Source organism: Sphingobacterium sp. LRF_L2, from assembly GCF_965644235.1.
Classification (GTDB): domain Bacteria; phylum Bacteroidota; class Bacteroidia; order Sphingobacteriales; family Sphingobacteriaceae; genus Sphingobacterium.
In genome coordinates this window covers 22,093-46,084 of the sequence record NZ_CBFFRI010000011.1, presented here as the reverse complement: position 1 = coordinate 46,084, position 23,992 = coordinate 22,093, and the positions used below count along the sequence as shown (strand labels likewise).

The 23,992-nt window shown below is 37.6% G+C and carries 20 protein-coding genes; 11 read left to right on the top strand and 9 right to left on the bottom strand.

The features are described 5' to 3' along the window. Position 1 precedes the first annotated feature (1 nt). The 3 genes from ACSZOX_RS19960 to ACSZOX_RS19950 are packed head-to-tail and all read left to right on the top strand — an operon-like array spanning position 2 to position 1,150. Positions 2-676, top strand: coding sequence for a DinB family protein (locus tag ACSZOX_RS19960; RefSeq protein ID WP_437921959.1), 675 nt, complete (start codon positions 2-4; stop codon positions 674-676). A 17-nt stretch (positions 677-693) separates the two neighbouring features. After that, entirely contained in the window at positions 694-1,023 is a 330-nt protein-coding gene (locus tag ACSZOX_RS19955; protein ID WP_437921958.1) for an SRPBCC domain-containing protein, read from the top strand. Next, positions 971-1,150 carry a hypothetical protein gene (locus ACSZOX_RS19950; protein WP_437921957.1) on the top strand — a complete coding sequence of 60 codons (180 nt, stop codon included), beginning with the start codon at positions 971-973 and terminating at the stop codon, positions 1,148-1,150. The genes ACSZOX_RS19955 and ACSZOX_RS19950 overlap by 53 nt, the downstream gene beginning before the upstream one ends. 64 nt (positions 1,151-1,214) lie before the next feature. Here ACSZOX_RS19950 and ACSZOX_RS19945 read toward each other — a convergent pair whose 3' ends face one another. After that, complete coding sequence (locus tag ACSZOX_RS19945; protein WP_437921956.1) at positions 1,215-2,759, bottom strand: SusD/RagB family nutrient-binding outer membrane lipoprotein; 1,545 nt, start codon at positions 2,757-2,759, stop codon at positions 1,215-1,217. 6 nt (positions 2,760-2,765) lie between these two features. After that, positions 2,766-5,948: a SusC/RagA family TonB-linked outer membrane protein gene (locus ACSZOX_RS19940; RefSeq protein ID WP_437921955.1), complete on the bottom strand. Its 3,183-nt coding sequence runs from the start codon at positions 5,946-5,948 to the stop codon at positions 2,766-2,768. Between the two features lie 285 nt (positions 5,949-6,233). Here ACSZOX_RS19940 and ACSZOX_RS19935 point away from each other — a divergent pair, with 285 nt between their 5' ends. From ACSZOX_RS19935 to ACSZOX_RS19920, 4 genes are all read left to right on the top strand, one after another. Next, positions 6,234-6,827 carry a hypothetical protein gene (locus ACSZOX_RS19935; protein ID WP_437921954.1) on the top strand — a complete coding sequence of 198 codons (594 nt, stop codon included), beginning with the start codon at positions 6,234-6,236 and terminating at the stop codon, positions 6,825-6,827. 130 nt (positions 6,828-6,957) lie between these two features. Further along, positions 6,958-8,001 carry a sensor histidine kinase gene (locus ACSZOX_RS19930; protein ID WP_437921953.1) on the top strand — a complete coding sequence of 348 codons (1,044 nt, stop codon included), beginning with the start codon at positions 6,958-6,960 and terminating at the stop codon, positions 7,999-8,001. Further along, positions 7,998-8,762, top strand: coding sequence for a LytR/AlgR family response regulator transcription factor (locus tag ACSZOX_RS19925; RefSeq protein WP_437921952.1), 765 nt, complete (start codon positions 7,998-8,000; stop codon positions 8,760-8,762). Before ACSZOX_RS19930 ends, ACSZOX_RS19925 begins: the two co-directional genes overlap by 4 nt. 161 nt (positions 8,763-8,923) lie before the next feature. Further along, positions 8,924-9,196 carry a hypothetical protein gene (locus ACSZOX_RS19920; protein WP_437921950.1) on the top strand — a complete coding sequence of 91 codons (273 nt, stop codon included), beginning with the start codon at positions 8,924-8,926 and terminating at the stop codon, positions 9,194-9,196. 251 nt (positions 9,197-9,447) lie between these two features. Here the strand turns inward: ACSZOX_RS19920 and ACSZOX_RS19915 are convergent, their stop codons facing one another. From ACSZOX_RS19915 to ACSZOX_RS19895, 5 genes are read right to left on the bottom strand one after another with little or no spacing between them, the layout of a single operon-like run. Then, positions 9,448-12,015 (bottom strand): BamA/TamA family outer membrane protein, encoded by a 2,568-nt coding sequence (locus ACSZOX_RS19915; protein ID WP_437921948.1) that lies wholly within the window; start codon positions 12,013-12,015, stop codon positions 9,448-9,450. A gap of 22 nt (positions 12,016-12,037) precedes the next feature. Further along, a complete protein-coding gene (locus ACSZOX_RS19910) occupies positions 12,038-14,371 on the bottom strand; it encodes a hypothetical protein (protein WP_437921947.1) in 2,334 nt (777 codons plus the stop codon). A gap of 11 nt (positions 14,372-14,382) precedes the next feature. Continuing rightward, positions 14,383-15,468 (bottom strand): metallophosphoesterase, encoded by a 1,086-nt coding sequence (locus tag ACSZOX_RS19905; RefSeq protein WP_437921946.1) that lies wholly within the window; start codon positions 15,466-15,468, stop codon positions 14,383-14,385. Between the two features lies 1 nt (position 15,469). Then, positions 15,470-16,360, bottom strand: a complete 891-nt coding sequence (locus tag ACSZOX_RS19900) for an SdiA-regulated domain-containing protein (protein ID WP_437921945.1) — start codon at positions 16,358-16,360, stop codon at positions 15,470-15,472. A gap of 7 nt (positions 16,361-16,367) precedes the next feature. Continuing rightward, complete coding sequence (locus ACSZOX_RS19895; protein WP_437921944.1) at positions 16,368-17,540, bottom strand: Pycsar system effector family protein; 1,173 nt, start codon at positions 17,538-17,540, stop codon at positions 16,368-16,370. Between the two features lie 426 nt (positions 17,541-17,966). Between ACSZOX_RS19895 and ACSZOX_RS19890 the strand changes: the two genes are divergently transcribed. Further along, positions 17,967-18,296, top strand: coding sequence for a cupin domain-containing protein (locus tag ACSZOX_RS19890; RefSeq protein WP_437921943.1), 330 nt, complete (start codon positions 17,967-17,969; stop codon positions 18,294-18,296). A 13-nt stretch (positions 18,297-18,309) separates the two neighbouring features. On the opposite strand, the gene ACSZOX_RS19885 is transcribed toward ACSZOX_RS19890, so the two are convergent. After that, positions 18,310-18,561, bottom strand: coding sequence for a hypothetical protein (locus ACSZOX_RS19885; RefSeq protein WP_437921942.1), 252 nt, complete (start codon positions 18,559-18,561; stop codon positions 18,310-18,312). Positions 18,562-18,866: 305 nt separating this feature from the next. Between ACSZOX_RS19885 and ACSZOX_RS19880 the strand changes: the two genes are divergently transcribed. The 3 genes from ACSZOX_RS19880 to ACSZOX_RS19870 all read left to right on the top strand — a co-directional run bounded on the left by ACSZOX_RS19880 (position 18,867) and on the right by ACSZOX_RS19870 (position 21,942). Then, positions 18,867-20,201, top strand: coding sequence for a cytochrome ubiquinol oxidase subunit I (locus ACSZOX_RS19880; protein WP_437921941.1), 1,335 nt, complete (start codon positions 18,867-18,869; stop codon positions 20,199-20,201). 12 nt (positions 20,202-20,213) lie between these two features. After that, positions 20,214-21,290, top strand: a complete 1,077-nt coding sequence (cydB, locus tag ACSZOX_RS19875; protein WP_437921940.1) for a cytochrome d ubiquinol oxidase subunit II — start codon at positions 20,214-20,216, stop codon at positions 21,288-21,290. A 196-nt stretch (positions 21,291-21,486) separates the two neighbouring features. Continuing rightward, positions 21,487-21,942 carry a hypothetical protein gene (locus tag ACSZOX_RS19870; protein ID WP_437921939.1) on the top strand — a complete coding sequence of 152 codons (456 nt, stop codon included), beginning with the start codon at positions 21,487-21,489 and terminating at the stop codon, positions 21,940-21,942. A 134-nt stretch (positions 21,943-22,076) separates the two neighbouring features. On the opposite strand, the gene ACSZOX_RS19865 is transcribed toward ACSZOX_RS19870, so the two are convergent. After that, positions 22,077-23,942, bottom strand: a complete 1,866-nt coding sequence (locus ACSZOX_RS19865) for an acyltransferase family protein (protein ID WP_437921938.1) — start codon at positions 23,940-23,942, stop codon at positions 22,077-22,079. Positions 23,943-23,992: the final 50 nt, after the last annotated feature.

Below are 23,992 nucleotides of genomic sequence, written 5' to 3'. Positions count from 1 at the left end.
CATGAAATCATCTGTAACATTAATCGCGATCACCGGGATAATGCTAAGTTCCAGCCTCGGTTTATCATGGAAACCTTATTCAAAGGAAACATTAACGGAACACAAAGACTATCATCTTGCATCAGACGTGAATGTGTTCGCTGTTGATTCTCTTCTTCAGTATTTTGAAGAAATGACGCTGAACTTAAAAAATCAGGTCTCAGATCTCAATGAAGCTCAACTTCAGTTCAAACCTCAAGCCGACAAATGGTCAATTAGTCAATGTTTAGAACATATTGTGTTATCCGAAAAGATGCTATTTGAAATGGCAAAAGAAGAATTAAAAAAAGACCCAAAACCTGAGGAAAAAGTAAACGTACAGGTATCTGATACGCAACTCAAAAGTATGATGACCGATCGGAATCATAAGTTTTCTGCCCCAGAGGAACTACAACCAACAGGAAAATACAAGGATGTGAAGACCGCATGGAATGACTTCGAAGATGCGCGTGAGCCAGTATTAGTATATATTCGGGAAGCAAATAGTGAAGATTTGAGAAATCACATCAGTGACTTTCCTACCGGAAAAGTTGATGGATATCAAAATCTCTTATTTATCGCTGCACATTGCGCGCGCCGTACAAAACAAATAGAAGAAATAAAAGCGCATCCTAATTTTCCAAAAAAACAAAGATGAAAACAAACTATTTACATATGAAAAAATTAACGTACAACATAACGATTAAAGCTCCTCGTTCGAAAGTTTTTGAGACGATGTTAAGCAAAGCCACATATCAAGAATGGACTAGCGAATTCGATCCGACATCTGATTTCGAAGGGAATTGGCAGAAAGGTAGCAAAATGTACTTTACAGCAATAGATAAAGAAGGTAAAAAAGGAGGGATGATTGGCGAAATAATGGCATTTATACCCGATCAATATGTTTCTATCCGACATTATGGTGTCTTAGATGGACAAGAAGAAGTTTTGAGTGGGGCTATTGTCGACGAATGGGCCGGGGGCATTAGAGAACTATCATTTTGAAGATAGTGACGGTGGTACCTTATTACGTATTGAAGTAGATACAAATGAAGATCACATCACATTTTTTGAGACAGCTTGGCCCAAGACACTTCGCAAGCTAAAAGAGCTTGCTGAAAAAGAGAGTTGATCGGTCGATATTTTCAAAAAAACAGGCTGCAGTTTACATGCAGCCTGTTTCTAGACAAACTAAGCTATTCGCTCGTGTTCCACCATATTTTCGTACTTATCACATCGTCACCTTGACCAGCAAGTGCCTTCTGATAATTTGCTTTATTCGTACTCTGCTCCTTTAACGGATATATGAATCGACTTGGAATAGTAGTCCCAACCTCTGGTTCAAAACGATAGGTAGCAGAACTTCCCGACCAAATAACATCATCCTTTTTCACCAAAAACAAAGGATATCCAGTTCTTCGAATTTCCGACCAAGCCTCTACCCCCTGATTAAAGAGTGCTAGATATTTCTGGCTTAACACTGTTTCCTGAGATGCAGCAGGCAAACCAGCAACATAGGTATCTGCATTATCCGCACTTATTCCCCATTTTTCCAACGAAGCTTTTACCCCTTTCTGATAAGATTCTTGATCCCAATTTTTATACTCAGAAATGATAAACTGAACTTCGGCATACTCTTGTAATACTTCAGCATAATCAGCCGCATTAATAATCTCGCCCGGTAAAGAGATAGAGTCGGTAGGAAACAAGTTTCCAGCTGCAAGCGGTAGTCCATACGGCTGTCCAAAATAAATGCCCTTCACATTAGGTTTCGCATATTTTGTTAGACGTGGGTCGACAGTACTAAACGGTCCTCGCTTTCCCTGCAATGCTTCAATAACGACATGCGATACGGCAAAGTCTTTCCTATTTGCTGTAACGGTAGCCCTATAAAGAGGTGCCTCATTTGGAGATGTCGTTGTATATTTGAATACCGCATTATCTGAATTAGAAGTAAACACTCCCTTATTAATAGCATCTTCAATATGTTGAACAGCTAGAGTAGGCTCTTTTTTTACAATACGGTTTGCCAAACGTAAACGAAGAGAATTTGCAAATTTAGCCCATTTCGCATTTTGCCCTTGGTAAATGATATCTGCTGTCCCAAATGTAGTCGATGAAGCATATTTTAACAGTGTATCAGCAGATTGCTTTAACTCCTCTAACAAATCTTTATATATTTTTTCCTGTGTTGCGTACGCAGGTGTCAGATTATCGGGATTCTGTTGCAGTGCCTGAAAATCAGCATCAGAATTGCCATATGACTGGTAAGGAATATCACCAAACACATCTGTCAAAGAATGAAAAGCATATGCTTTTAGTACACGTACAATAGCAATCTGATTTGCATTCGTTCCCGCCGTACCGGCTGTCGCTACAGCTTTCGTCGCTTCATCAGTGTTTAACCGAATAATTTCATTCAAATTATTTAAGGCTTTATACAATCCTGTCCAATAGTTATCGGCATAGCTGTTCGTTACCACATAACGCGATTGATCTGTATAAATATTCTGGCTAAAATATTGCGCGTACAACTGTGCCCCTCTTAGGTTTAATTCTTCGTTGCGCAACGTATTCATAAGTTGTTTCTCAGCGCTCACCAAAATATAAGGTGTAGACACTGTAGAAGATCCGTTTGGATTTGTATTTATCTCCGAAAAGATGTCATTCGAACAACTCGTCACTCCTAACGTTGACAAAGCAACGATGCTCGCTATATATATCGTTTTAAATGCTTTCATAAGGTCTTAAAATTTAACGTTTACATTGAAACCATACGTGACAGGAGTAGGAATATTCCCACCTTCTATCCCTTGCACATTCCCTCCACTTGAAGTAAACTCAGGATCAATGTATTTACTTTTCGTATAGATATTCCAAAGATTTCTGCCATACAACGAAACCCCTAAATTTTTTACTGTTTTCGTATTTCGTAATGGAAAAGTGTAGCCAAAAGTGATCTCACGCAATTTAACGAACGTAGCATCAAATATAGAGAAGGTCGTAGGTCCGTTATACTCATTTCTAGCCCATTGCTGTGCAGTTACACGCGTATCATTCTGTACTGGATCAGTCACCGTATACGTGCCGTCAGCATTAAAATTTACATCTGCTTTTACGCCATCCAATACTCCCCCCGTCTCGCGAATGTTATTCGCAGCTGTCTTATCTAAGATTCCCGCATACATTCCTACTTTATACGTTTGGGAGAAGAATTTTCCTCCAACACGTCCATCCACTAAGAAACCTAAATTGAAATTTTTATAAGTGAAACTATTTTGAAAACCAAATAAAAACTTAGGCAGAATTGATCCTAACGGAACAAGCTGCGATGTCCGCATATATGTTCCATCTTCTTGAATAACACGCTGTCCATCCTCTGCATACACAAAGTCATATCCAAGAAACTGCCCATACGATTCACCCTCACGAGCAACCAAATTGACCAACGTACTACTCAAACTCAATGTATTAACCAATTCATCAAGCTCTACCACTTTATTTGCATTTTTTGACCAGTTAATAAAGGTATTCCATTGGAATTTCTCTTTCTTAATCGGTGTACCGTTTAAGACCACCTCTATCCCTTTATTTTCAACAAGACCGGCATTCAACATTTTGCTTTCATATCCAAAAGCAGAAGAAACCGGTACAGACATAATTTGATTTCTTGTACTATTATTATAATAGGTTACATCGAATCCTAAACGATTTCTAAAGAATTGCGCATTCAAACCTGCCTCCCATGAGTTTGTCAGTTCAGGCTTCAAAGACCGATTGTTTAATATCGTAGGCAAACTATACGAAGGTGTACCCGCATAAGACTGCTCTGCTGTGTAAACATTTTCCAAATTATAAGGATCGGTATCATTACCAACCCAAGATACCCCAAGCCTAGCTTTAGCAAAAGAAAGCCATGTTAAACGTTTAAGCGCATCCAATTGACTAAACACAAAACTTCCAGATAATGACGGATAGAAATAAGAATTATCTTCAAGCGGTAAGGTGGATGACCAATCATTTCTCAATGTTCCATCAAGGAACAAGATATCCTTATAGCCCAAAGATGCACTACCGAAGACTGAGGCGATTCTTCTGTGGTATTTACTATTGTCAATCAATGCCGAAGAAGCATTTTTTAAGTTATAGTAATTCGGGATAATCAATCCGCCCTGTGTTATACCATATCCCACTTTCCTTTGCATATCCCGTAAATTTGCTCCAGCAAGTGCGGTAAGAGATATATCGTTCCATTGTTTCTTGGCTGTAGCCAAAAATTCATAGTTATATTCATTTAGATTGTTACTTGACTCCTCATACTGCGACGTACTTCTAGAATACACCGCTATTCGGTCTTCCGATCTAAAACTATAGATATCACCATGTACTTTGGCTTGCAATGTTAGCCAATCGTTAGCTTGATATTCAACACCTACATTTCCATATACACGGTCCCTTTGTTCTTCTAAGTAACTTTCGTACGCCGACCAGTAGGGATTGTCAATGAAGCGAGTCGCTTCTGCAGCACTCGTATTCTGCCAACCCGTTCTATTCCAAGCTAAAGGAGTACCATCAGCCCGTTTATAGTTCTCCAAAATTTTGTAGTCCACCTGTACAGCTCCCCACTGGAACGCTTCTAACATAATATTTCTGTTCGATGCTCCCGACCATGGCTTACCCAACGATTCGTTTCTAATATAGTTTAAAACAGAACTCACTTTGATTTTCCCAATTTGCGTGCTTCCCGAAAAATTCAGACTATTACGGGATAAAGTTGAATTCGGAGTAGTTCCCCTCACATTTTTATTTGTATATGAAAGGCGATAGGTCGTATTATCCCCACTTCCAGCTATGGCTAAGTTATTTGTATTGGCCAATCCCGTTCTAAAAAAGTAGTTCACATCGTTCTTAGGATATAACCAAGGAGTCGCTTGCAAGTAATTCGCTTCATCTTCTGGATTTAAGTTATACCATTGTAGTACGTTTGTTCCATCCAAACGCGGCCCCCAGCTTTCATCAGATGCATAATCTACGATCTTGTAATCTGCTCCATTGATATTGACAGTCTGAAATTCTGTAGCATATCCTTGTCCGTATAGCTTTTGTCGCTTAGGTAAACGCACAATATTCTCGAAATCCAGACCTGTATTCAATGAGATAGAAGTACGTTCTCCTTGTTTAGCCTTTTTCGTTGTAATCATAATTACCCCATTCGCAGCCCGTGAACCATATAGGGCAGCTGATACCGGTCCCTTCAATACCGATATGTTTTCGATATCGTCTGGATTGATGTCCTGAATAAGATTTCCGACATCCTTTCCCGCACTACCATTGATTGTGGCCGTAGAGTTAAGATCTCTATCATCAATAGGCGTTCCGTCAACGATATACAAAGGTTGATTATTTCCTGAAATTGAATTAACACCTCGTAACGTAACGCGAGAAGAGCCCCCCATATTTCCCCCCGATGTTGTTACCTGCAGACCTGCAACCTTACCTGATAGGGCACTTAATGCATTTGTCGGTCTCGTCTGCAATTCCACCGATTTAACTTCCTGGACAGCGTAACCCAACGCTTTCTTTTCTCTAGAAATACCCAATGCCGTTACAACTACCTCTGTAATTTCTGAACTATGAGGCAATAGTTGTATTACTAAAGAACCACTACCAAAATTGTTTATTATTTTCTCGTCAAAACCTATAAATTGAACCGAAACATCGGGTTTATCGGCATTCACCAAAAGAGAGAAATCGCCGTTAGCATCGGTTAATGTCTGTATTTTCGTGTTACGATCTGTGACTGTAGCCCCTTGAATCGCTTGATTGTTCTCGTCGACAACTCGACCTTTAAGTGTTGATTGCGCATAAAGTTGCCCTGTTCCTAAGGCAAAAGCAAGCCCCACTATACTAAAATAGTTTGCTGTATTCATTATAAAAACCGCTGGTTGAAATTATTTTTTGTTAGATAGTAAGTGATTACTGGAGATAATATAACCTCAATTACCTCCTAAACACATTCGTTGTGTAATAACAATATACATAGTTCCACAATTGAAATAAAAGATTTGAGCAACAAAAGTACATTTATTCCATTAATTTAGTAGACATTTAAGTCAAAAAAAGGTCATTTAGCCCCAAACAAAATATAAACAACTGACAAACAAATAGATAAAATAAATAAAAACTAAACCGTTTTTTCAACGTTTTATCGCTATATGAAAGGTCTACATTTTTATCTTGTTTTTATTGGTATTTTATTTCTCATTTCAGCTTGTCAGCAAGGAGAAAAACAACGGTCTCTGAATAAGCAGTCCGTGAACACAAAAACCGCACAGGTAGATTCTGTTAATTACACGCTTATTGAAGCGTCGGACGAAATACCCGGTCGGATTGACACGACAGCTATAACACAATTAGAACCCAAAATTCGGGCGCTGGCAGCATTCTATGCCGCGTTAGGAGGATCATCCTGTGATGGTGAATATTGCAAGCTTACGCTCGCTCTCGGTCTTGGAAAACAGGGATCTGATATTCACAAAAAGCTTATCAAGCATTACTTCCCTCAAGACAAAGTAGCTGAGACTGTCGTTAATCAAGACTGCTATCTAAGACCAAGTGGTTCTTCAACTTTTTCCGATTATGCTTACTTGTCTATCACGGATTTCGGGCATCACGTACAAGTTAACTATAGATTACTCCAATACAATCAAGGAAAAGAGATTTGGATTGAAGGTCCGGATAACTATCTTTTTGAAAAAGGGTGCTTCAAGAAGATAAACAGAAATTTGTGGACCTTTGTAGATCAATAAATACAAAATCTTACAAACTAGAATACCAATGCTGTCATATAATTGACAGCCTCATAACGTCTACAACACGAATTCCCCCCTCCTTATATTAAAAAGATTCACTTATCTTTGCTTCCTAAACGACGTATACATGGGATTTTTCCAAAATAAACACCGATATCCGTTAAAATACTGGACGAAACGAAGTGCAGTTTTTTCTCTTTGTATTGTATCGATTCTCGTCATAGACTCCCTGTATAAAGAACAAGGTCGATTTTGGTTAAATACGAGTATAGCCTTTATGGGATTATTTGGAATAATCGTTTCTAACCTCATTTTGCATGTACATTTTGATGTCAAGGACCCTGTTAAATCTCCCATAAAGGTCAAAATCCTAGGTTTTATTATAACTTTCGGAATATGCCTTGTAATGCTTGCATTTTCTGCAAAGCTGGGAATGCTCACACACGAAGAATGTCGGATCATCCAAGGAGCTCCATTAAACGTATTTTTACTTTCCGGCTTCCGAGCGGCTATACTTGATTTTATTGTTCTACTTTGGTTGTATTTCCTGATGAATGACTACTTCAAAAATCAACTTGAACTTGAGCGTTCAAAACTGGATAAGCTAAAAGAAAGAGCTGTAAACCAAATGCTTAGACAACAAGTTCAACCTCATTTTCTTTTCAATGCATTATCAAGTCTCAAATCCCTTATCAAAAAAGATAGTGCTATGGCTGAATCCTACCTTCTACAGCTTTCAGATTATCTACGTGGTAGCTTCATGACTTCCGATGATGGATTAGCTCGTGTAAGTCAAGAACTAAAACTTTGCGAAGATTATCTATCTATGCAAAAGATCCGATTCAAAGATGCTATTCTATATAAGATTCAAATTCCGGAGCAAGTACTAAATCAACATTTACCTATTTTCTCCTTACAACCGCTTGTAGATAATGCGCTAAAACATAATCATTTCACTACAGAAAACCCTCTCCATATTCATATAGGAGAAGAAGACGGATGGATTATAGTTAGTAACAATGTATGTTTAAGAAAGACCTCTGCAGATGACACAAATAATTATGGTTTGAACAATCTCAAGGAGCGATTTAGCTACTATCTAAAAGATAGCGTTATTATCCGTAACGAGGGGCCTTGTTTTGAAGTTCGTATAAAAATTATTTTGGCATGAGAACAGTCATTATTGAAGATGAAGACCTGACAGCAGAAGATTTAGCAATGACACTAAAAAGGCTACAACCTGCGATGGAGTTATGTAAGCGTCTTTCGAGTGTAAAAGAGGCAGTAGCATATTTCAAGACATCGCCCAAAATAGACCTCATATTCAGCGATATTCAACTGGGTGACGGAGAATCTTTCGATGTATTTCAACAGGTTTCACCCACTGCACCCATTATTTTCTGTACCGCTTACAATCAATACATGTTGAAAGCATTTCAGACATTTGGCCTTGATTACATTCTTAAACCATTTTCTGACGACAGCATATCAAAGACATTAGCGAAGTATGATCTACTAAAACAGACATTCAATAAAGGAGCGATGGATTTGGTACAGGCTTTTCAGAATCAATCACCTCAACTGACTTCGGAAGTACGAAAAAAATCGCTGATTGTAATTAGTGGTGATAAAATCATCCCTTTACAAATGGACGATATTGCCATTTGTTATATTGAATTCGATAATGTTTTTGTTAAGACTGATAATGGAAAAGAATATGTAGTGAATAAATCATTAGAGGAAATGGAAAATCTATTGGGTAACGATTTTTTTCGAGTAAACCGCCAACATATTTTGAAACGAACAAGCATTGCTTTTGCCAATATGAGTCTTTCTAGAAAACTTATTCTCAATCTTCATGTAGATCATCCGATTAAAATTTCCGTTAGCAAAGAAAAGTACCATACATTTATGTTATGGCTAGAAGGCTGAGGCTTACTATGTAGTATCCCATCTACCGATTGAATGATCGGTTCAGCCGAAAATTTGTCCGCTTCGGCCGATTTTAAATAATAAATACGAAGCATTCGTTGCATATTTGTTCTGTTCAGAAGCAGGAACGCCTCTGAAAAGGAATCTAACAAATGTATATCATGAAAAAGTACGTATTGATTTTTAAAACCTCTATCAGAACTATTTTGGAGCGTTCACACCTCATCTCAAAACTTTATCAGGTATCAAAGGACGTGCAATTTGCAACTATTGACTTAGATGACGAAGATTTTATTCTTCGGATAGAATCTTCTCAACGAAATGAAGATTTTATCTCCCGTTTTATGCATTTAGAAGGTCATCAGGTTGCTTTTCTTGCCGCTTTTGAAAAAGATGAACAAGGCAGGCCTTTACTGCAACCAGCATACTATTAAGAGATACTTTTGTGTATTTCTATATAGATCATTAAACAGAGATTAACTGGTGCAGTATCATCTCTGTTTTAATATTTTTAAAGAAGGCTCTTCGAGATCTTGATACACAAAAGTCCGAATTGTATTTGCCGCCTCATCGCCAAATTAACATATTCTCCTCTTTGAGTACGAAAGTACTGTAGTTTTATTACACGGAAGTAATGTAAATCTAATACCGATTCACCACGCTCCTCCCACGATATAATTACTTATTAAAAACGAAGTCCAATATTAATATAGGGTAAAACAGCTTCTTTTGAAATACCCCAAGCCGCCTGAATGACCATTAGATCAGCAGGTATGAGGTAAAGACCTCCTCCATAGCCCTGATGCCAGGTCTTTGACCTTTCATTTTTTTCCCACACGCGACCGATGTCATAAAATCCGATTAAACCAACTGTACCTGGAACAAGATAGGAATCAAAGCTGAATAACTTGGCACGAAGTTCTGCATTGTTATAAGCCATAGTATTCCCCGTGAAACGACGCGAATTATAACCACGTAAATTTCTTTCGCCCCCTAGCTGCGCATATTGAAAAAAATAAGGATTTCCCCAAACCGCATCTAATCCTGTTCTATTTGCAAAAACAAATCGTTCGTTAAATAAACTTTTATAAAAGCTAAATGCATTTGAGAGATAAACATGATTACGCTGATCTCCTCCAATTTCTCCTTGCCAATGTAATTTAGAAAGCCAATGAATACCTTTCTTAGCATTATCTTTTTGATCACGACTATCGTAGTCCAAACTAACACTCGCCCCAGTAAAGAATTTTGTTCCAAACACGCCAACATCAGGCTGAGAAGCATGAAAATCTTGAAAGAAACGACCATTGTTTGCTTCCTCACTACTGTTATAAAATGTAGAAAGAGAGCCATATTTAATGTGCAGCTCCTTTACTGGATTAAAGTCTAATAACACCTCCGCCGAAGCCAAATCATACCGATTACGGTAATAACGAATACCTTTTCCTTCCCCTTTTTCAAATCTCGTCTCATTACCAAACCCAAAGAAATTTGCTAAATTTCTCGGACCTTCAGATTCGACATTTATAAGTAGATCCTGTTCCCCAACGATGGATCGAAAAGCCCCATCATACCCAAGTATAAAGGATTCTCTACCCGTCAGATAACTTGCCTTAAATATATGTTTAGTTGCATATCCTTTTTTTCTGAAACCTTGATTTTCAATAATATACCCCAAACCAAAGATCAATCCCCTATCCACACCATAATTTAGATCAACGAGCATCCCCCTACGATCATAGGCAAAGGCATCATACACAAAATTATGTACAGCAGTATCTTTTTTTAATCGGTATCGGATCCCCTGCTTTAGATCAAGATCATTGGCTTGACGATCACTATCCTCGTACAAAAATAACCTTCTGCCGTTCCGGAAATTATTTTTAAAGGTATAATTGTCGTACCCTTTTCCTCCAATTACCCGAACTTTTATTGGGCTTTTTCCACTACCATGAACATTGTAGACATCTTCACCATCAATTCCATAAATTCTCAATTCTTTGGTTTCATTGGGCGTAAATTTCCTTTTAATTAGTTCTCTACCTTCAGAACCGTCTTTCTTTTTGTTTAGCACTTTTAATGATATGCTTCCATCTTTATTATAGTCGAGGTCTACGAATTCATTTTTAGCGGACAATGGAATATCAATAACCCTAGCTAACGCATGATAATAGTCAATTCCTATTTGGTTCAGCTCGTCACGTCTAGATTTAATATTATGAATTAGTTCACCTCCGCTTAGCGCTACAATGGTATCAGGCATTTGTGCTATAGCTCCCTCTATCAGAGAATCGGAAAGCGTTTTCTGCATAAACTTGATTTCTTTTTTCCAATCCTTTTCGTCCAAATGTGTGAGAAAGAAACGATCAAAATGCCTCGCGTTAAAATTCCAGTGAGAGACATTTCGAATATGTGGACTAAAAGGTTGCAAATGTGCTTTCAGCCATTGTTTCGATAAAAGAACAGGTAAAACACCCGATGTTTTATAATAGACCTTGTCCCTATCTCGAGGTACGGGTGTATAAATACGCTTCCCCTTTTCTTTTTCAGGATCCCATCTCCAATTATCTTCATGCCTGTCCCAATCTCCTAAAATCATGTCAAGTAATCGTGCACGCAAGGTAAGTCGCTGCTCTATCTGTGTATCATTATCCGCCAGCGCTTTTCGTATGACCTTTTGTGTATTATCGGTTTTAGAATCTTCAAAAGGCATCCTCGGTTCGAACATATAGGGTCTATTTTTAAAAATGGATCTATATTCTCCTAGATGCTCATCATCTCCAACAAATACCAGCTCTGGACTTGCATGCGGGATATCCAAAGCGACGTTGAATGGAGGTACCGTCAACGCTCCAAAAGGATGTGTAATCGAAATCTGATCTTGCACAATATCTTTAACAATCGTATGGCGCAGGTTTTCAGGCAAACTCCGCTCCGGATATTTTTGGATAGAACGTAATACCCATTCTCTTCCCTGCGCATCGACTAAACGTAAAGACTGCGTTTGCATACCACCTCCAAGCTTAACAACAGACAAACCTCCGTGTTCTTCTCCCAAATGCAATATGCGCATCTCAACCGGCGTGTTATACAGCTTCCGGTAGCTATCCCCAAACCAAAAACGACGAAAGATGCCAACCGTATCATATTCAGGGGCAACTCGTGCAAACACACTATCTCTTTGTTGACTTTTCGCTTCGCTTGCAAGAAGACAAAAAATCAAAAAAGAAGACCGCATCAAAAACTGTTTCATCGAATTATGCATCTTTTTGGGTTTATTTTTTAGTTGAACACACTTCCACACGAAAAGCTTTGAGACCACTTACCCCTTGTAGTTCTTCAAGTTCTAGCAATTCTATTTTTTTCGACAGTATTCCAAGTTCGGCTAGTTGATACAATTCATGATGCAATTCATCAAATGCCACCGAGCCATTGGTTACTATTGCAATCTTGCCGGGTTGTACCAATCGTTCTTTTTTGTTCTTTATAAGAATCTTATCAATCCGCTTTTTAATAACTTGATAACGGATGTTATATCCCCCCTCTACATCAAAGCGTTTTTCATCATGTCTAAAACTAATGTCGATACGTGTGGGATGAACAAAAATAAGTTGTGTTGTAGATAAAGTGACCGGCAAAGATTCTGATAGTTGCGACACCCTTTCGCAAATTCGGGCCATAGAGATAATCTGTTGCCTACGAAATTCATTTACAACACTTTTGTCAAAACTTACTATCGGCGAAATGGACTGTCCAACATAAATATCATACTCGATTCCATCCGTTCTAAATTTTTCAAAATAAGAAGGAAAGGTATTTTGTACTAATTCGTTTAACACCAATATTTCTTCATTGATCAGCGCATTTAAACGCTGCAATGAGTTCTCAAATGCCTGTTGATAGTGATCTTGATGACCTTGGATATGATAACGTGCTATACGTTCATCCAATACAGGGTCCCCTCCCTCTAAGGCCTTTAGAAAAGTAGGAACTTCCTCCTGGAAAAAAAGCACAATATCTTGCATATGTATTGTTGCATTATCCGTCAACAACCATCCATCTACCATGTCCATTCTTTTCAAGAAACTTGCAAAAGCATGTCTATCAGATAAATTGAACTTACTTGGATGAATAAAAATCTGTTGAAGTTGTTCCAAACGTTTTTTATTATCCTTTCGGAAAGCTAAATTCCGTAATAAGGTGGAGTCACGAACATCAATAGCCCCGTATAGCGGATAGACATCTGTGAAGCCGATATCTTCTGGTAATAAATGCGTGCCTTCTTCATTTTCCTTATTTTTTAAAAATGTTGCTGCCGCTTGGTTGAAGCGCCATTGCACAGCTGGTTGTAAAGCCGTAAACTGTTGCATGATAACCGCATCCAGACGGTTTTTAAATTCCAATCGAAGATCGTATGCTAACTGCGTCAACAAAGGATAAAAAGGTGACAGTCGAGAAAATATCGAACGATCCATTTTTGTAGATATACCAGTAGAAAGCTCCAAAAAACCAACCAAGTTTTGATTATGCTTTAAGGGGAAACAAGCGTAGCTACCATTCTGGTTTGCCTTAATTTTGTTTAGAAAATAAGGATCGGTAACCTCAAGTTCCTGTTCAAATCCATAAGATATTATATAAGGAGATTCGAGATAACGGATAAGCTCTTGAGATCCCAAACGTTCTTGTAAACCCGACAACTCGTCGAATAATGTACTTTCGGAAGAGACATCAGCTTTGACAATAGGAACGCCATTTAAATATAATATAGGAAATAAAGTACATTTTATATCCCTATTATCAATGACACTTGCTATACAGTCGTCAATATCTTGAAATAAAACACTCCTTGTATAGGTTGTTAGATTGGCAATGATATATTGAATTTTATCTGCAACATACCGTTCTGTACAATCCTCTAACTTCAGCATAGAAAACCCTTTAAACTTAAAACTCTCCAAAGGGAAATTTTTCAGAAATGGCTCGATATCGCTGTGTTCTGTAATCTCTTTATGCCGAATACAGGAAAAATCAATTTTTGGAAGTGGTAGTCTTGCTTCCACATCAACAAAAGAAAAATCCACTTCAAGCTCAAAGTAACGTTTCACTCCACCTTCATTAACGTATTCGTACAGAAATGGTGGAACGGTCATAGGAATACCATAGAGCCTATCCAATATTAAGGCGTAGAGTATTTTATTGGGCCAATTAATTTCTTTATAGAAAAACTCTAATTCGTTATTCTTTAACGGTCTTAACGGTAACTCTACATCCCGATATAAAGAAGCTGTACCAGCTATTACGCTGGTCGGAATTGGAAAACCAATACCCCAAGCCCCAGAAGAAGATAAAGCAGTTAGATTATTGGATAAACCATAAATTAGTGAAAACGCGCTACTAAAATCAGTTAGATTATCGGATGACAATGTCCCATACTGCTGTTCTAAACGTCCAATATGATCTGCAACAAGTTTTATAATTGCGTCTCCAGTGCTTGCTGTTATCTTCCTATTGTTTAAATGTCGATGTAAGGCATCAAAAGACAACTCTTGTAATACATCATCGGTATTAACGAGTTTATTTATTGCTATCGATTTTATCCACATTTCCATACATTACTAATCTATCGGGGCAAAATTAGCTTATTGTAAGCTTCGTACACCTTTCCTTTTTCATAAGTATAAAACTTGACATTCAGATGTCCATTACTGTAGTAATCTAAGATACAAAATCCCTGCTTTTCATAACGAAAAAGTAAGTCTTTTGCGTTTGTAATCATTGATGTCTTAGCTCCAGATCCACTCACGATTTGTCTTAAATTATCACTCTCTATATATTGTAAACCATGGTCATGCCCTGATACTAGGATTACATTAGGGTGATCGTGAAGCAGCTTAGTCATTCTCTTAATCAAATCTCGATAAATAGGATGTTTTTGATCCTCTGCCGAACTAAATACGGTAGAGCGGAGAACTGGATAAATCGATCCTACAACCGGTAAGGTGACGTACATCCATCGCCATTTAGCCGTTAGCGGAAAAACATGTTGTTTCCATGCAAACTTTAAACCATGTTCACCATAAGATAGCATAGGATGATGGGCCAGTATAAGTATAATATCTTCTTTATGAATTTTTAGTAAACTATCCATCTGCTGAAAGAAGACGTTTTTTTCAAGACTAATTTCATGATCAGATTGCTTATGATGAGGAAAGACCCAATATTCACTATCGTAAACAATTGCAGTCAGCCCCTTGCCCAATCGAATATCAATTGGCCCCAACTTTCCCGCTTTGGGCACAAAATGTAAATCGGGATCCTTTTGTTCGTACAAATAATCTTCCTGAGCAATGACCTTCTCAAGTCCTAGCGGTCCAGATTTATCCCAATCATGGTTCCCAGCTAGAAAATATACGGGCACTATCTTTTCGCGGAAAGGCGTAAATTGTTTCATCAGAATTTCCTCTGCTTCCTTTCTTCCAATCGTATCTACCGGCATACCCAAAGGATATATATTATCGCCTAAGAAAAATACCGTTGTTTTCGCTGATAAAATCATATCAGAAGCTCTTTCCAGTAGGGTTTCTTGCTTGTGATTTATTTCTCCAGCGTCTCCAATCAGAATGATACGTTTAAGAACATCTTCTTGTCCAAGAAGATTAAAATAAAACAAAAATGAAAGCAGGAAAATCCCAATAAAGTTCTTCATATCAACGTTCCTGGATTTTAAATATCCAACCATTCTTTTGCCCCCCTGCTTCGGTAGCTATATACAAGTTATACGAGTGATCAAACACCATACCCTCAGGCTGTTGAAAGACAGATCGATCAAAGCGTTGCAATTTAATAGGTTCAAAATCATTATTTAAAACCACAAGAGATCGATCTATTGATGATAGAACATACCATTCATTATTGCGCAGATGACGAGCCATAGCGGAAGGTTTAAATGTTTTAGATAAAGAGTCATCCAATTTACGCAAAGCACTTATTTTTATTTTAAAGGTGCTATCCCTTACAAGCTGGCCATCATCTTGAATTTTAAATATATAACCTGTTACAGTTTCGTTCTTTCGATCCACTTTACATTCTTTACATAGCACATAAATTTGATTAGTTGCACTATCGTAACTCATTGATTCATATTCGCCCTTAGGCAACAGTTTCTTTTGTTGTAAAACATTTTTTTTGGGATCTTCCGTTGTCGTAGGAAAACTGTAGACTACACCGTCACTGCGTAGCACGAAAAAAAACACACCATTTGAAGTGACATCTTCGTAATCCCCATCTCCAGCGAAAGGACGTTTATCAATAAGTTTTTGATGAACTAAATCATAAGCAAAAAGAATCCCTTTTTCATCTTGAATAGCAAAAATGGTATTCGGCCTTTGAGATAGGATCGTTATACCGGAGATTTCATCTAGATCCTTCGGCATTTCGTAATTTGATTTCTGATCCCAAGAATAAGGAAAAGATATATTCCCCGATTCACGTTTGATCTCTTTTTTCACCGGTGGATGACAGCTCAGAAAAAAAAGTGTTACTATTCCTGTAAAACTAAGTTTCATTAGGGAAGAAAAGAAATGTCTTGATTTCATCATCGAAGTACTAATATGTCAAAATCGAAATAAAAAAAGCACAAATAGCCAGTACCAGTCCAAACATGAAGGTACCATAGGCATAGCGCAACAATCTATATTTTCGCCCAAGCACGACTCCTTGCGAATAAACATCGCGAGTCATCATGCCATACAAAAATTCACGATCTTCCATTACCTTTACCATTCCATCCATATACCGATCGAAAGGCATTCGATAGAAATTCCCGAAAAACAATAAATTAGCTGATTTATTTTCAATTTGTTCCGGTTTAAATGTACCTCCTGGCACCTTAGGAATTGTCGACAAAATAGCGAGTACAATGGTTAAGACCACAGCGATAATCAATATGAAAGTTGGGATAATCAGATGTGCATTACTGTCCAATTTTCGAAACAACCCCGCGACAACAACAGAAAGAATAATAGAATTTACTGTAAGTAAAATATTAGCTTTGTTATCCGCCATATCGCTCAACCGCTGATTATTGGCCGAAGTAATTCGGAACATCGTCTCTATACCACGCTCAGGTTTGTTATTTTTTTGTTCATTTTTCTTTTTGCTTTCTTGTTTCAACGAAGCTTTTATCTCTTTATCCATAAGTTCTTTAAGATTATGTGCCTTACCTTGGTCCCTTCTTTCTTTCGCATAGTCAGTATGATAGTGATGATTACTAAGTAATTTAATCGTCGAGGCACGCCACAGCTCTTTATCAATAGACTTACCCAACAACTCTATAGCCTCTCTTCGCATCAATTTATTACGTTCTTCAAAATCAACGCCTCCAAGATGATACAAATCGGCATCACAGATAATCTGTTCCAAAAGGTTGGTAGGCATCTGTGGCATTTTAGTTGCTAATATGCAAGCGACAACTTGATCAGACACCTGTTTTGGCACTTGATGTTTCTGCAGAAATTCCACGGCTATATCTGCGCTCCGTTGTTCATGCCCAACAGGCCCTCCCGAAAGATATCCTATATCATGAAAATAAGCTGCACATACAACAATAAAGCGATCCTGAGAAGATAACTTATAATATACCGACATTTCCTCTACCGCCTCTACAACAGCTTCGGTATGTCCCCGATCATGGAAACAAAATGTCGAATATGTCCCCAGCTCCTTCACGCGTCTAAATAAAAACGGTTCTATATCCTGTAAAATTTCTTCGTATTTCATAGACTAAATTAAATACATCCTCTATTTGGTGTCAACTTACACATTAAGAATCTAATCCTATTTTGTGATTTAATTAACAGTAATCGAAGGTAAACGTTTACGTACTGTAAATATATTGTTTTTTTCAACTCTTTGGATTGGGGGAATACACATGTGTATCTAAGGCATAGATCCGAAAGCTGTGGAGTTTAATTGTTGTTCGAAGAATTGTTTGAAATTTATTTCTTATTTTTGTCTTAGTTTAATAGTGAATACTTAAAGTGCCAACGCCAATTGAAAACTTGTTTCATTATTCAAACGATATAGGGGAGATTCATACCTCCCCTTTTTTTATCTAAAATATCCATCATCAATATTTTTCTGCGAAGCTTGCTCTAAGCCACGATTAACTTCAAAGTTTGTACATTTGACTATAATACCCACAATATGGAAAAACTATTTGTCAAAGACGATGAAGTAAACTGGATAGAACTTGGTAAAGGAGTTCGACGCAAGGTTATGGCACACAATGAAGCCTTAATGGTAGTGAAAGTACGTTTTGAGGCAGGAGCTGTGGGAGAATTACACGCTCATCCGCATGTACAAACCTCCTATGTTAGTGCAGGAAAATTTAGATATACAATAGAAAGTGAAATTCATATCCTGCAGCAGGGAGATACCTGCATTATTCCAGCAGGAGCCCAACACGGCTGCGAATGCCTAGAGGCTGGAGAACTAATTGACGCATTCACCCCATTCCGTGAAGATTTTTTATAAATACACTTTCTTTTTAATCAGAAGCAATAAAACGTATCTCTTGATTAGAATGTTTATCTCTAAAACGAAGTGATAATGTTTCACGGGGCCCTTGTAAAAATTCATAATTTGGATTTGCTTTGTAAGCCCCTTCAATTTCTTTAAAAGACAATAGCACATCCCCATTATCATCGCACTCTTTAAATATCTCTTCTGAAAATGTTCCTATTTGGTCTTCTGTACTTTTAATAATTTTGATTCTACGATTCTGTAATTTTAGTTCCATAAAATATCTCCTTAGATTATCGTTGTACATCTTAATATATAGCGATAACAGTTGACCTTCTTCAAAGTTCTACGAGAAAACAATAGCGGTATATGTACGCAATTTCCTGCCGATAAAAACCCAATTTTCCGGCTATTTCCTTGGGATTATCAGAAAAATACACATCCCAATAAGTAATTTTTGTTTCGCCATCATTTATTTAGAACAGTTTTAAACTATACATTTTCTTTTGTAAGATAGATTCATAAAAACGATTATATTAAATAATCAATATATTTAGTTGCATTAACTTAAAAGAGACAGCTATGGAGGATATGATTTTATATAATAGGCTTCAATTTGCCTTTACAATCACATTCCATTACTTATTTCCTCAGCTTACGATGGGGTTATCTTTAATGATCGTCTATTTTAAATGGGTTTTTCTTAAGACTGGTAAGGAAGACTATAACTACGCCGCAAAATTTTGGATGAAAATCTTCGCCTTAAATTTTGCGATGGGAGTTGTTACAGGGATTCCAATGGAATTTCAATTTGGCACAAACTGGGCGAAGTTCTCTGAACGTACTGGAGGCATTATTGGTCAGACCCTGGCCATGGAGGGCATGTTTTCTTTTTTTCTAGAGTCTTCTTTTTTAGGTATGTTTATTTTCGGAGAAAAGTTGCTAGGTCAGCGATTGCATTTCCTCTCCGGTTTGATGGTTTTTATCGGCTCTTGGGCCAGCGGCTATCTCATTATTGCGACACACTCCTGGATGCAACATCCTGTTGGTTATGAAATACTCGAAAATGGAAAATTCGTACTCAACAACTTCGGAGCACTATTTAGAAACCCCTGGGTATTGCCATCCTATTTCCACAATCAAGCAGGGTCCTTAATTACGAGTTCATTCTTTATATCTTCGGTAGGAGCTTTTTATCTATTGAGTGACAGACACCGTCGTTTTGGTCAAATATTTTTGCGAAGCGGGGTCATCTTCGGCGTTATATCCTCTATCGCCGTTGCATTCCCTACAGGAGACCTTGCCGCAAAAAATGTTGTCAAATATCAACCGGCTACTTTTGCTGCTATGGAAGGTATTTTCCATACAGAAGATGGTGGTGCTGAAATTGTGTTGATTGGACAACCCGATATGATTAACAAAAAATTGGATAATAAAATTGCAGTCCCTAACATTTTAAGCTTTTTAACGTACCAACGTTGGGATGCACAAATCAAAGGATTAAACGAGTTTGATGACAGTGTTCATCCGACAAACGTACCGGGATTATATTATTCTTATCATATCATGGCTGGTCTCGGCACCATCTTTATCGGCATTATGTTAGTAGCGGCTTTTCTTCTTTATCGACGTAAACTCTACCAAAGCAAGTGGATACTATGGATCCTTATGTTTATGATTCCTTTTCCATATATTGCCAATACAGCGGGTTGGTACACGGCCGAACTAGGTAGACAACCCTGGCTCGTATACAATCTAATGCGAATGACAAGCGGTGTATCACCCACAGTTTCTTCTGGCAATACATTATTTACTTTACTCGGTTTTGTAGGCTTATATATTCTCCTTGGTCTACTGTTCTTGTTATTGGTTTTAAAAATTATACGTAAAGGTCCCGATCCTCAATTGGCTCATTAAATATTTATGCATATGGAAATGTTTTGGTTTATTGTTTTGGTATGTATGTTAGCGATATACATCGTTCTTGATGGATACGATTTTGGAGCAGGAATTGTCCACCTTTTTATTGCGAAAGACGACGAAGAGCGAAAAGCGATAACAAATGCCATAGGCCCTTTTTGGGATGCGAACGAAGTCTGGCTGATCGCCTCTGGAGGTGTACTTTTCTTTGCGTTTCCTACACTCTATGCATCATCTTTTAGTGGCTTTTATCTCCCTTTGATGCTCGTATTATGGCTACTTATTTTTCGGGCAATAGGCTTAGAGTTACGCGGACAAGTACATAACAGACTTTGGGAACGTTTATGGGATAAGGCTTTTGGAATCGCAAGTTTTCTTTTAGCCCTATTTTTAGGCGCAGCATTAGGAAATGTCGTTCGTGGAGTCAATCTAGGGATGGTTGAAAATGGAATCTCTCAACAAGAGCCCCAGTATTTCTTTTTGGCATTATGGAATCCAACGTTCGATCCTCTTGCTGATCATCAAGGGATAATAGATTGGTTTACCATTACTTTAGGTCTTGTATCCGTTGTCACACTTACTATACATGGTGCAAACTGGATTCTGTTGAAAACCCGCTCAAAAATAAACGTCAGATTGCGCCAGCTTATCTTTAAACTGAACTTTCTACTCCTGTTTCTTGTCGTTGTATCAGCAAGTTTATGGTTTTATGTAAAACCTATTGCACTCACTAACTTTGAAAAACATTATTGGCTATGGATATTCCCAATTATCGGCCTAAGCGGTCTCATTGGACAGTTTTATATTCGAAAGTTTAAACATGATGGTGCAGGTTTCCTCTGCTCCACCCTGTTCATTTTAGGAAGTTTCGGTACCACCGCAGCTTCCATGTTCCCAACCCTTCTCCCTTCAACAAACAGCCTAAATCCTTCGTTGACTATCGAAAATGCAGCTGCCGAATCGTATGGTCTTTCTATTGGTCTCTACTGGTTCATTATTGCTCTCATTCTGGTTGTACTTTATTTTTTCATACAATTTCGCGTTTTTAAAGGAAAACTAGATGATGTAGGGTATGGAGAACATTAACCATTTTCAATAGACGCTATAGCGATATTTTTCGATTCCACATAAGGTCTCTTCAAGTTATTATAATAGTCCTATATGTTTTTTATAATTAACAGTGATAACTAGCACGATTCTTGTTTACCACAAGAACAAAATTATTTGACGCTAACAATAACAGTCTAGTAACAGAACAATTATAAATAATATTTAGAAACGTATGAAAACGATCATCCTGATGGCGCTCACTTTGCTTGTTACAAATACATTAAAAGCAAAAGCTCGAATTCCTTTTGGAAAGATAGACAAGTTAGAAATAGTGGCAAATTTACCTGATTCAGAAGAATATAAAGAAAAGGAAAGTACTTCCGTGTACCTAGATTTGGCAAGACTCCACCAAGAGTTCAACATCGCTTGGATTATTCCTGCTTGGATTACCAAAGAACCGAAACTTGTACTGACAACAGATGGCGCAGACGTATACTACGAATTGACCGACGCACAACTTGAAGATATACTACTTGCGAACAAAATTGATAAAGATAAATTGCTATCCCTGCCTTTTTACACCAGATATGGCGGAAAAATAGTTTTGGTTCTACTTTTAGGACTTATATTATATGGATTTTTTGGTAAAAGTGTCAATGAAGAAACTGTTCAAGCAAAGAGTGCTTAATCCATTCTAAAGAATGTCCATATTCGCAAAACAAGGTAAGCATTTAGTAAGAACCTGTGTGCATATAGAGCGACGCACACAAACTATTAACTAACGATTTCATTTCACGATGGGAGACAACAAATTCAAGGCAGCTACTTATCTAAAAATATAACCTCTTCAAGCTGGGCAGCATATTGATTTGTTCCAAAGATGGAGAAATGATCTGCATCATACAGATATGTCTCTTTTGCATTCGTCTGTTGTATATCAGGGGACTGATAAAGGTCGATGTATGCGTTTACGAAGGGGGATTTCTTCATATATTCATTAACGTTACGACGCGAAGGCACAAGATAATCAGTGGGATTGACACCAAATTTCAGGCGCAAACTCTCAATAATGGGATACTCTATAGTGTAACTTTCCGTCTGTCCAATATAGACTACCGGGATATTCATTGGCCGAAAATAGCCCTGCACACGACGAAGATAGGTCTCTAGCTGCGCTTTCGTATAGTCTACATAATTTGCCATTAAAATTACTTTTTTTATCCTTTTACCATACATTGGAAGATAACTCTCATAAAGATAATGCACCAACTGTTCCGGCCCAGCATAAAGCGATGTAACATTTGGCGCGGGGAAAGTCTCATCTCCTGTTGCTTGTAGCAGATTCACATTATTTTTTTGTGCTAATTCCATTAACGTGTGTGAAAACATCCCTGCGTGGCAATCCCCCAAAAGAAGATAATTATCCAAACTATCGGAAAATTGAAGCAGTAAATTTGTATCTACTTTTCCAAAATCAGCACTGGCTAGTAAATGTCCCTGGCCAAAATGAAATTGGGAAGGTGCCTGTACCGTTGGGTAATTTCTGTAAAAATTGTACAACTTGGCCAGCTGTTTATCTAGCGGAAAACCCGTTTGGAATATCTGTGTAAAAGAATAGACCATTCCAATTGCTGTTAAAGCACTAATCAACATTATCTTCGGTTTACGTAGGATTCTATTTTGTTCAAAAATAGTATATGCGATCACACTTAGAAAAAAAGAACCAATACAATAGGCCAGCTTACTCCATAAAGTTTCGGGCCAAGAAAGGTAAGTGGCGAATACAATAATCGGCCAATGCCACAAATACCAAGAGTATGATATTTTGGCTATAAATACGATAAACCTATTTTTAAAAAGAGAAATATCGGGAGCTATACAAATAATAATGCCGGTACAAACAGTAGGTATGATTGTCAAGAAAGATGGCCAGCCCATTTTACCCAAAGATAGAATTCCCGATATTGAAAAAATAAGCATCCCAAGAAAGACAGCGCCCAGCATATTTCGTCTGGCAATGCTAAATCTGACAAATACGTTTTCCCGATAAACAAATGCAAGAGCACCTATACAAAACTCCCAAAGACGTGTAGGATACATATAAAATGCCAAAGACTGGTCTTTTTGCCCACAACAATACATCAGTATTACGGACATTCCCGCTAAAACGTAAATAAAATAAGAAAGTGGCACCTTTTTTCTTTTATTCCACCAACGAAATAAAAGTAACAACAGCGGATAACTAACATAAAACTGTAGTTCAAGCGAAAGCGACCAAGTATGCAAAAGAAAATTCAATTGCGAGGATGGCATAAAATACCCAGCACCCAAATAGTAATAGATATTGGAGAAAAATAAACTACTTGCGAACGCAAACCGGCCAAAATCATACAGCTTAAAAGGAAGTATAAAGCCTATGAGAACTGAAAAAACAAAAATAAGCCCCAATAAAGGCGGCAATATCTTTGCTAGCCGTCTGTAAAAAAAATCAAGAAGATTAACGTTCGTTTCTCGATCATTCTTACCTATTATTGCGGTTATAAGGTATCCAGAAATAACAAAAAAGATATCAACTCCAGCATATCCATCTTTCAAAAGAGGCAACTTAAAGTGATAGCAGATCACAGCCAAAATAGCGATACAACGTAGAAAAACAATATCGTAGCGAATTTGTGCTGTAGATCCCATTATTTTATTCTATCTATCCCTTAAACAAAACAACACATAGTAGGTTTTTA

Bases quoted from the DNA above. Each gene is read 5' to 3' on its own strand.
- ACSZOX_RS19885 (WP_437921942.1), bottom strand. From the start codon at position 18,561: ATGGAACTAAAATTACAGAATCGTAGAATCAAAATTATTAAAAGTACA.
- cydB (WP_437921940.1), top strand. From the start codon at position 20,214: ATGGAAATGTTTTGGTTTATTGTTTTGGTATGTATGTTAGCGATATAC.
- ACSZOX_RS19945 (WP_437921956.1), bottom strand. From the start codon at position 2,759: ATGAAAGCATTTAAAACGATATATATAGCGAGCATCGTTGCTTTGTCA.
- ACSZOX_RS19890 (WP_437921943.1), top strand. From the start codon at position 17,967: ATGGAAAAACTATTTGTCAAAGACGATGAAGTAAACTGGATAGAACTT.
- ACSZOX_RS19955 (WP_437921958.1), top strand. From the start codon at position 694: ATGAAAAAATTAACGTACAACATAACGATTAAAGCTCCTCGTTCGAAA.
- ACSZOX_RS19870 (WP_437921939.1), top strand. From the start codon at position 21,487: ATGAAAACGATCATCCTGATGGCGCTCACTTTGCTTGTTACAAATACA.
- ACSZOX_RS19865 (WP_437921938.1), bottom strand. From the start codon at position 23,942: ATGGGATCTACAGCACAAATTCGCTACGATATTGTTTTTCTACGTTGT.
- ACSZOX_RS19935 (WP_437921954.1), top strand. From the start codon at position 6,234: ATGAAAGGTCTACATTTTTATCTTGTTTTTATTGGTATTTTATTTCTC.
- ACSZOX_RS19940 (WP_437921955.1), bottom strand. From the start codon at position 5,948: ATGAATACAGCAAACTATTTTAGTATAGTGGGGCTTGCTTTTGCCTTA.
- ACSZOX_RS19895 (WP_437921944.1), bottom strand. From the start codon at position 17,540: ATGAAATACGAAGAAATTTTACAGGATATAGAACCGTTTTTATTTAGA.
- ACSZOX_RS19915 (WP_437921948.1), bottom strand. From the start codon at position 12,015: ATGAAACAGTTTTTGATGCGGTCTTCTTTTTTGATTTTTTGTCTTCTT.
- ACSZOX_RS19925 (WP_437921952.1), top strand. From the start codon at position 7,998: ATGAGAACAGTCATTATTGAAGATGAAGACCTGACAGCAGAAGATTTA.
- ACSZOX_RS19905 (WP_437921946.1), bottom strand. From the start codon at position 15,468: ATGAAGAACTTTATTGGGATTTTCCTGCTTTCATTTTTGTTTTATTTT.
- ACSZOX_RS19910 (WP_437921947.1), bottom strand. From the start codon at position 14,371: ATGGAAATGTGGATAAAATCGATAGCAATAAATAAACTCGTTAATACC.
- ACSZOX_RS19930 (WP_437921953.1), top strand. From the start codon at position 6,958: ATGGGATTTTTCCAAAATAAACACCGATATCCGTTAAAATACTGGACG.
- ACSZOX_RS19920 (WP_437921950.1), top strand. From the start codon at position 8,924: ATGAAAAAGTACGTATTGATTTTTAAAACCTCTATCAGAACTATTTTG.
- ACSZOX_RS19960 (WP_437921959.1), top strand. From the start codon at position 2: ATGAAATCATCTGTAACATTAATCGCGATCACCGGGATAATGCTAAGT.
- ACSZOX_RS19880 (WP_437921941.1), top strand. From the start codon at position 18,867: ATGGAGGATATGATTTTATATAATAGGCTTCAATTTGCCTTTACAATC.
- ACSZOX_RS19900 (WP_437921945.1), bottom strand. From the start codon at position 16,360: ATGATGAAATCAAGACATTTCTTTTCTTCCCTAATGAAACTTAGTTTT.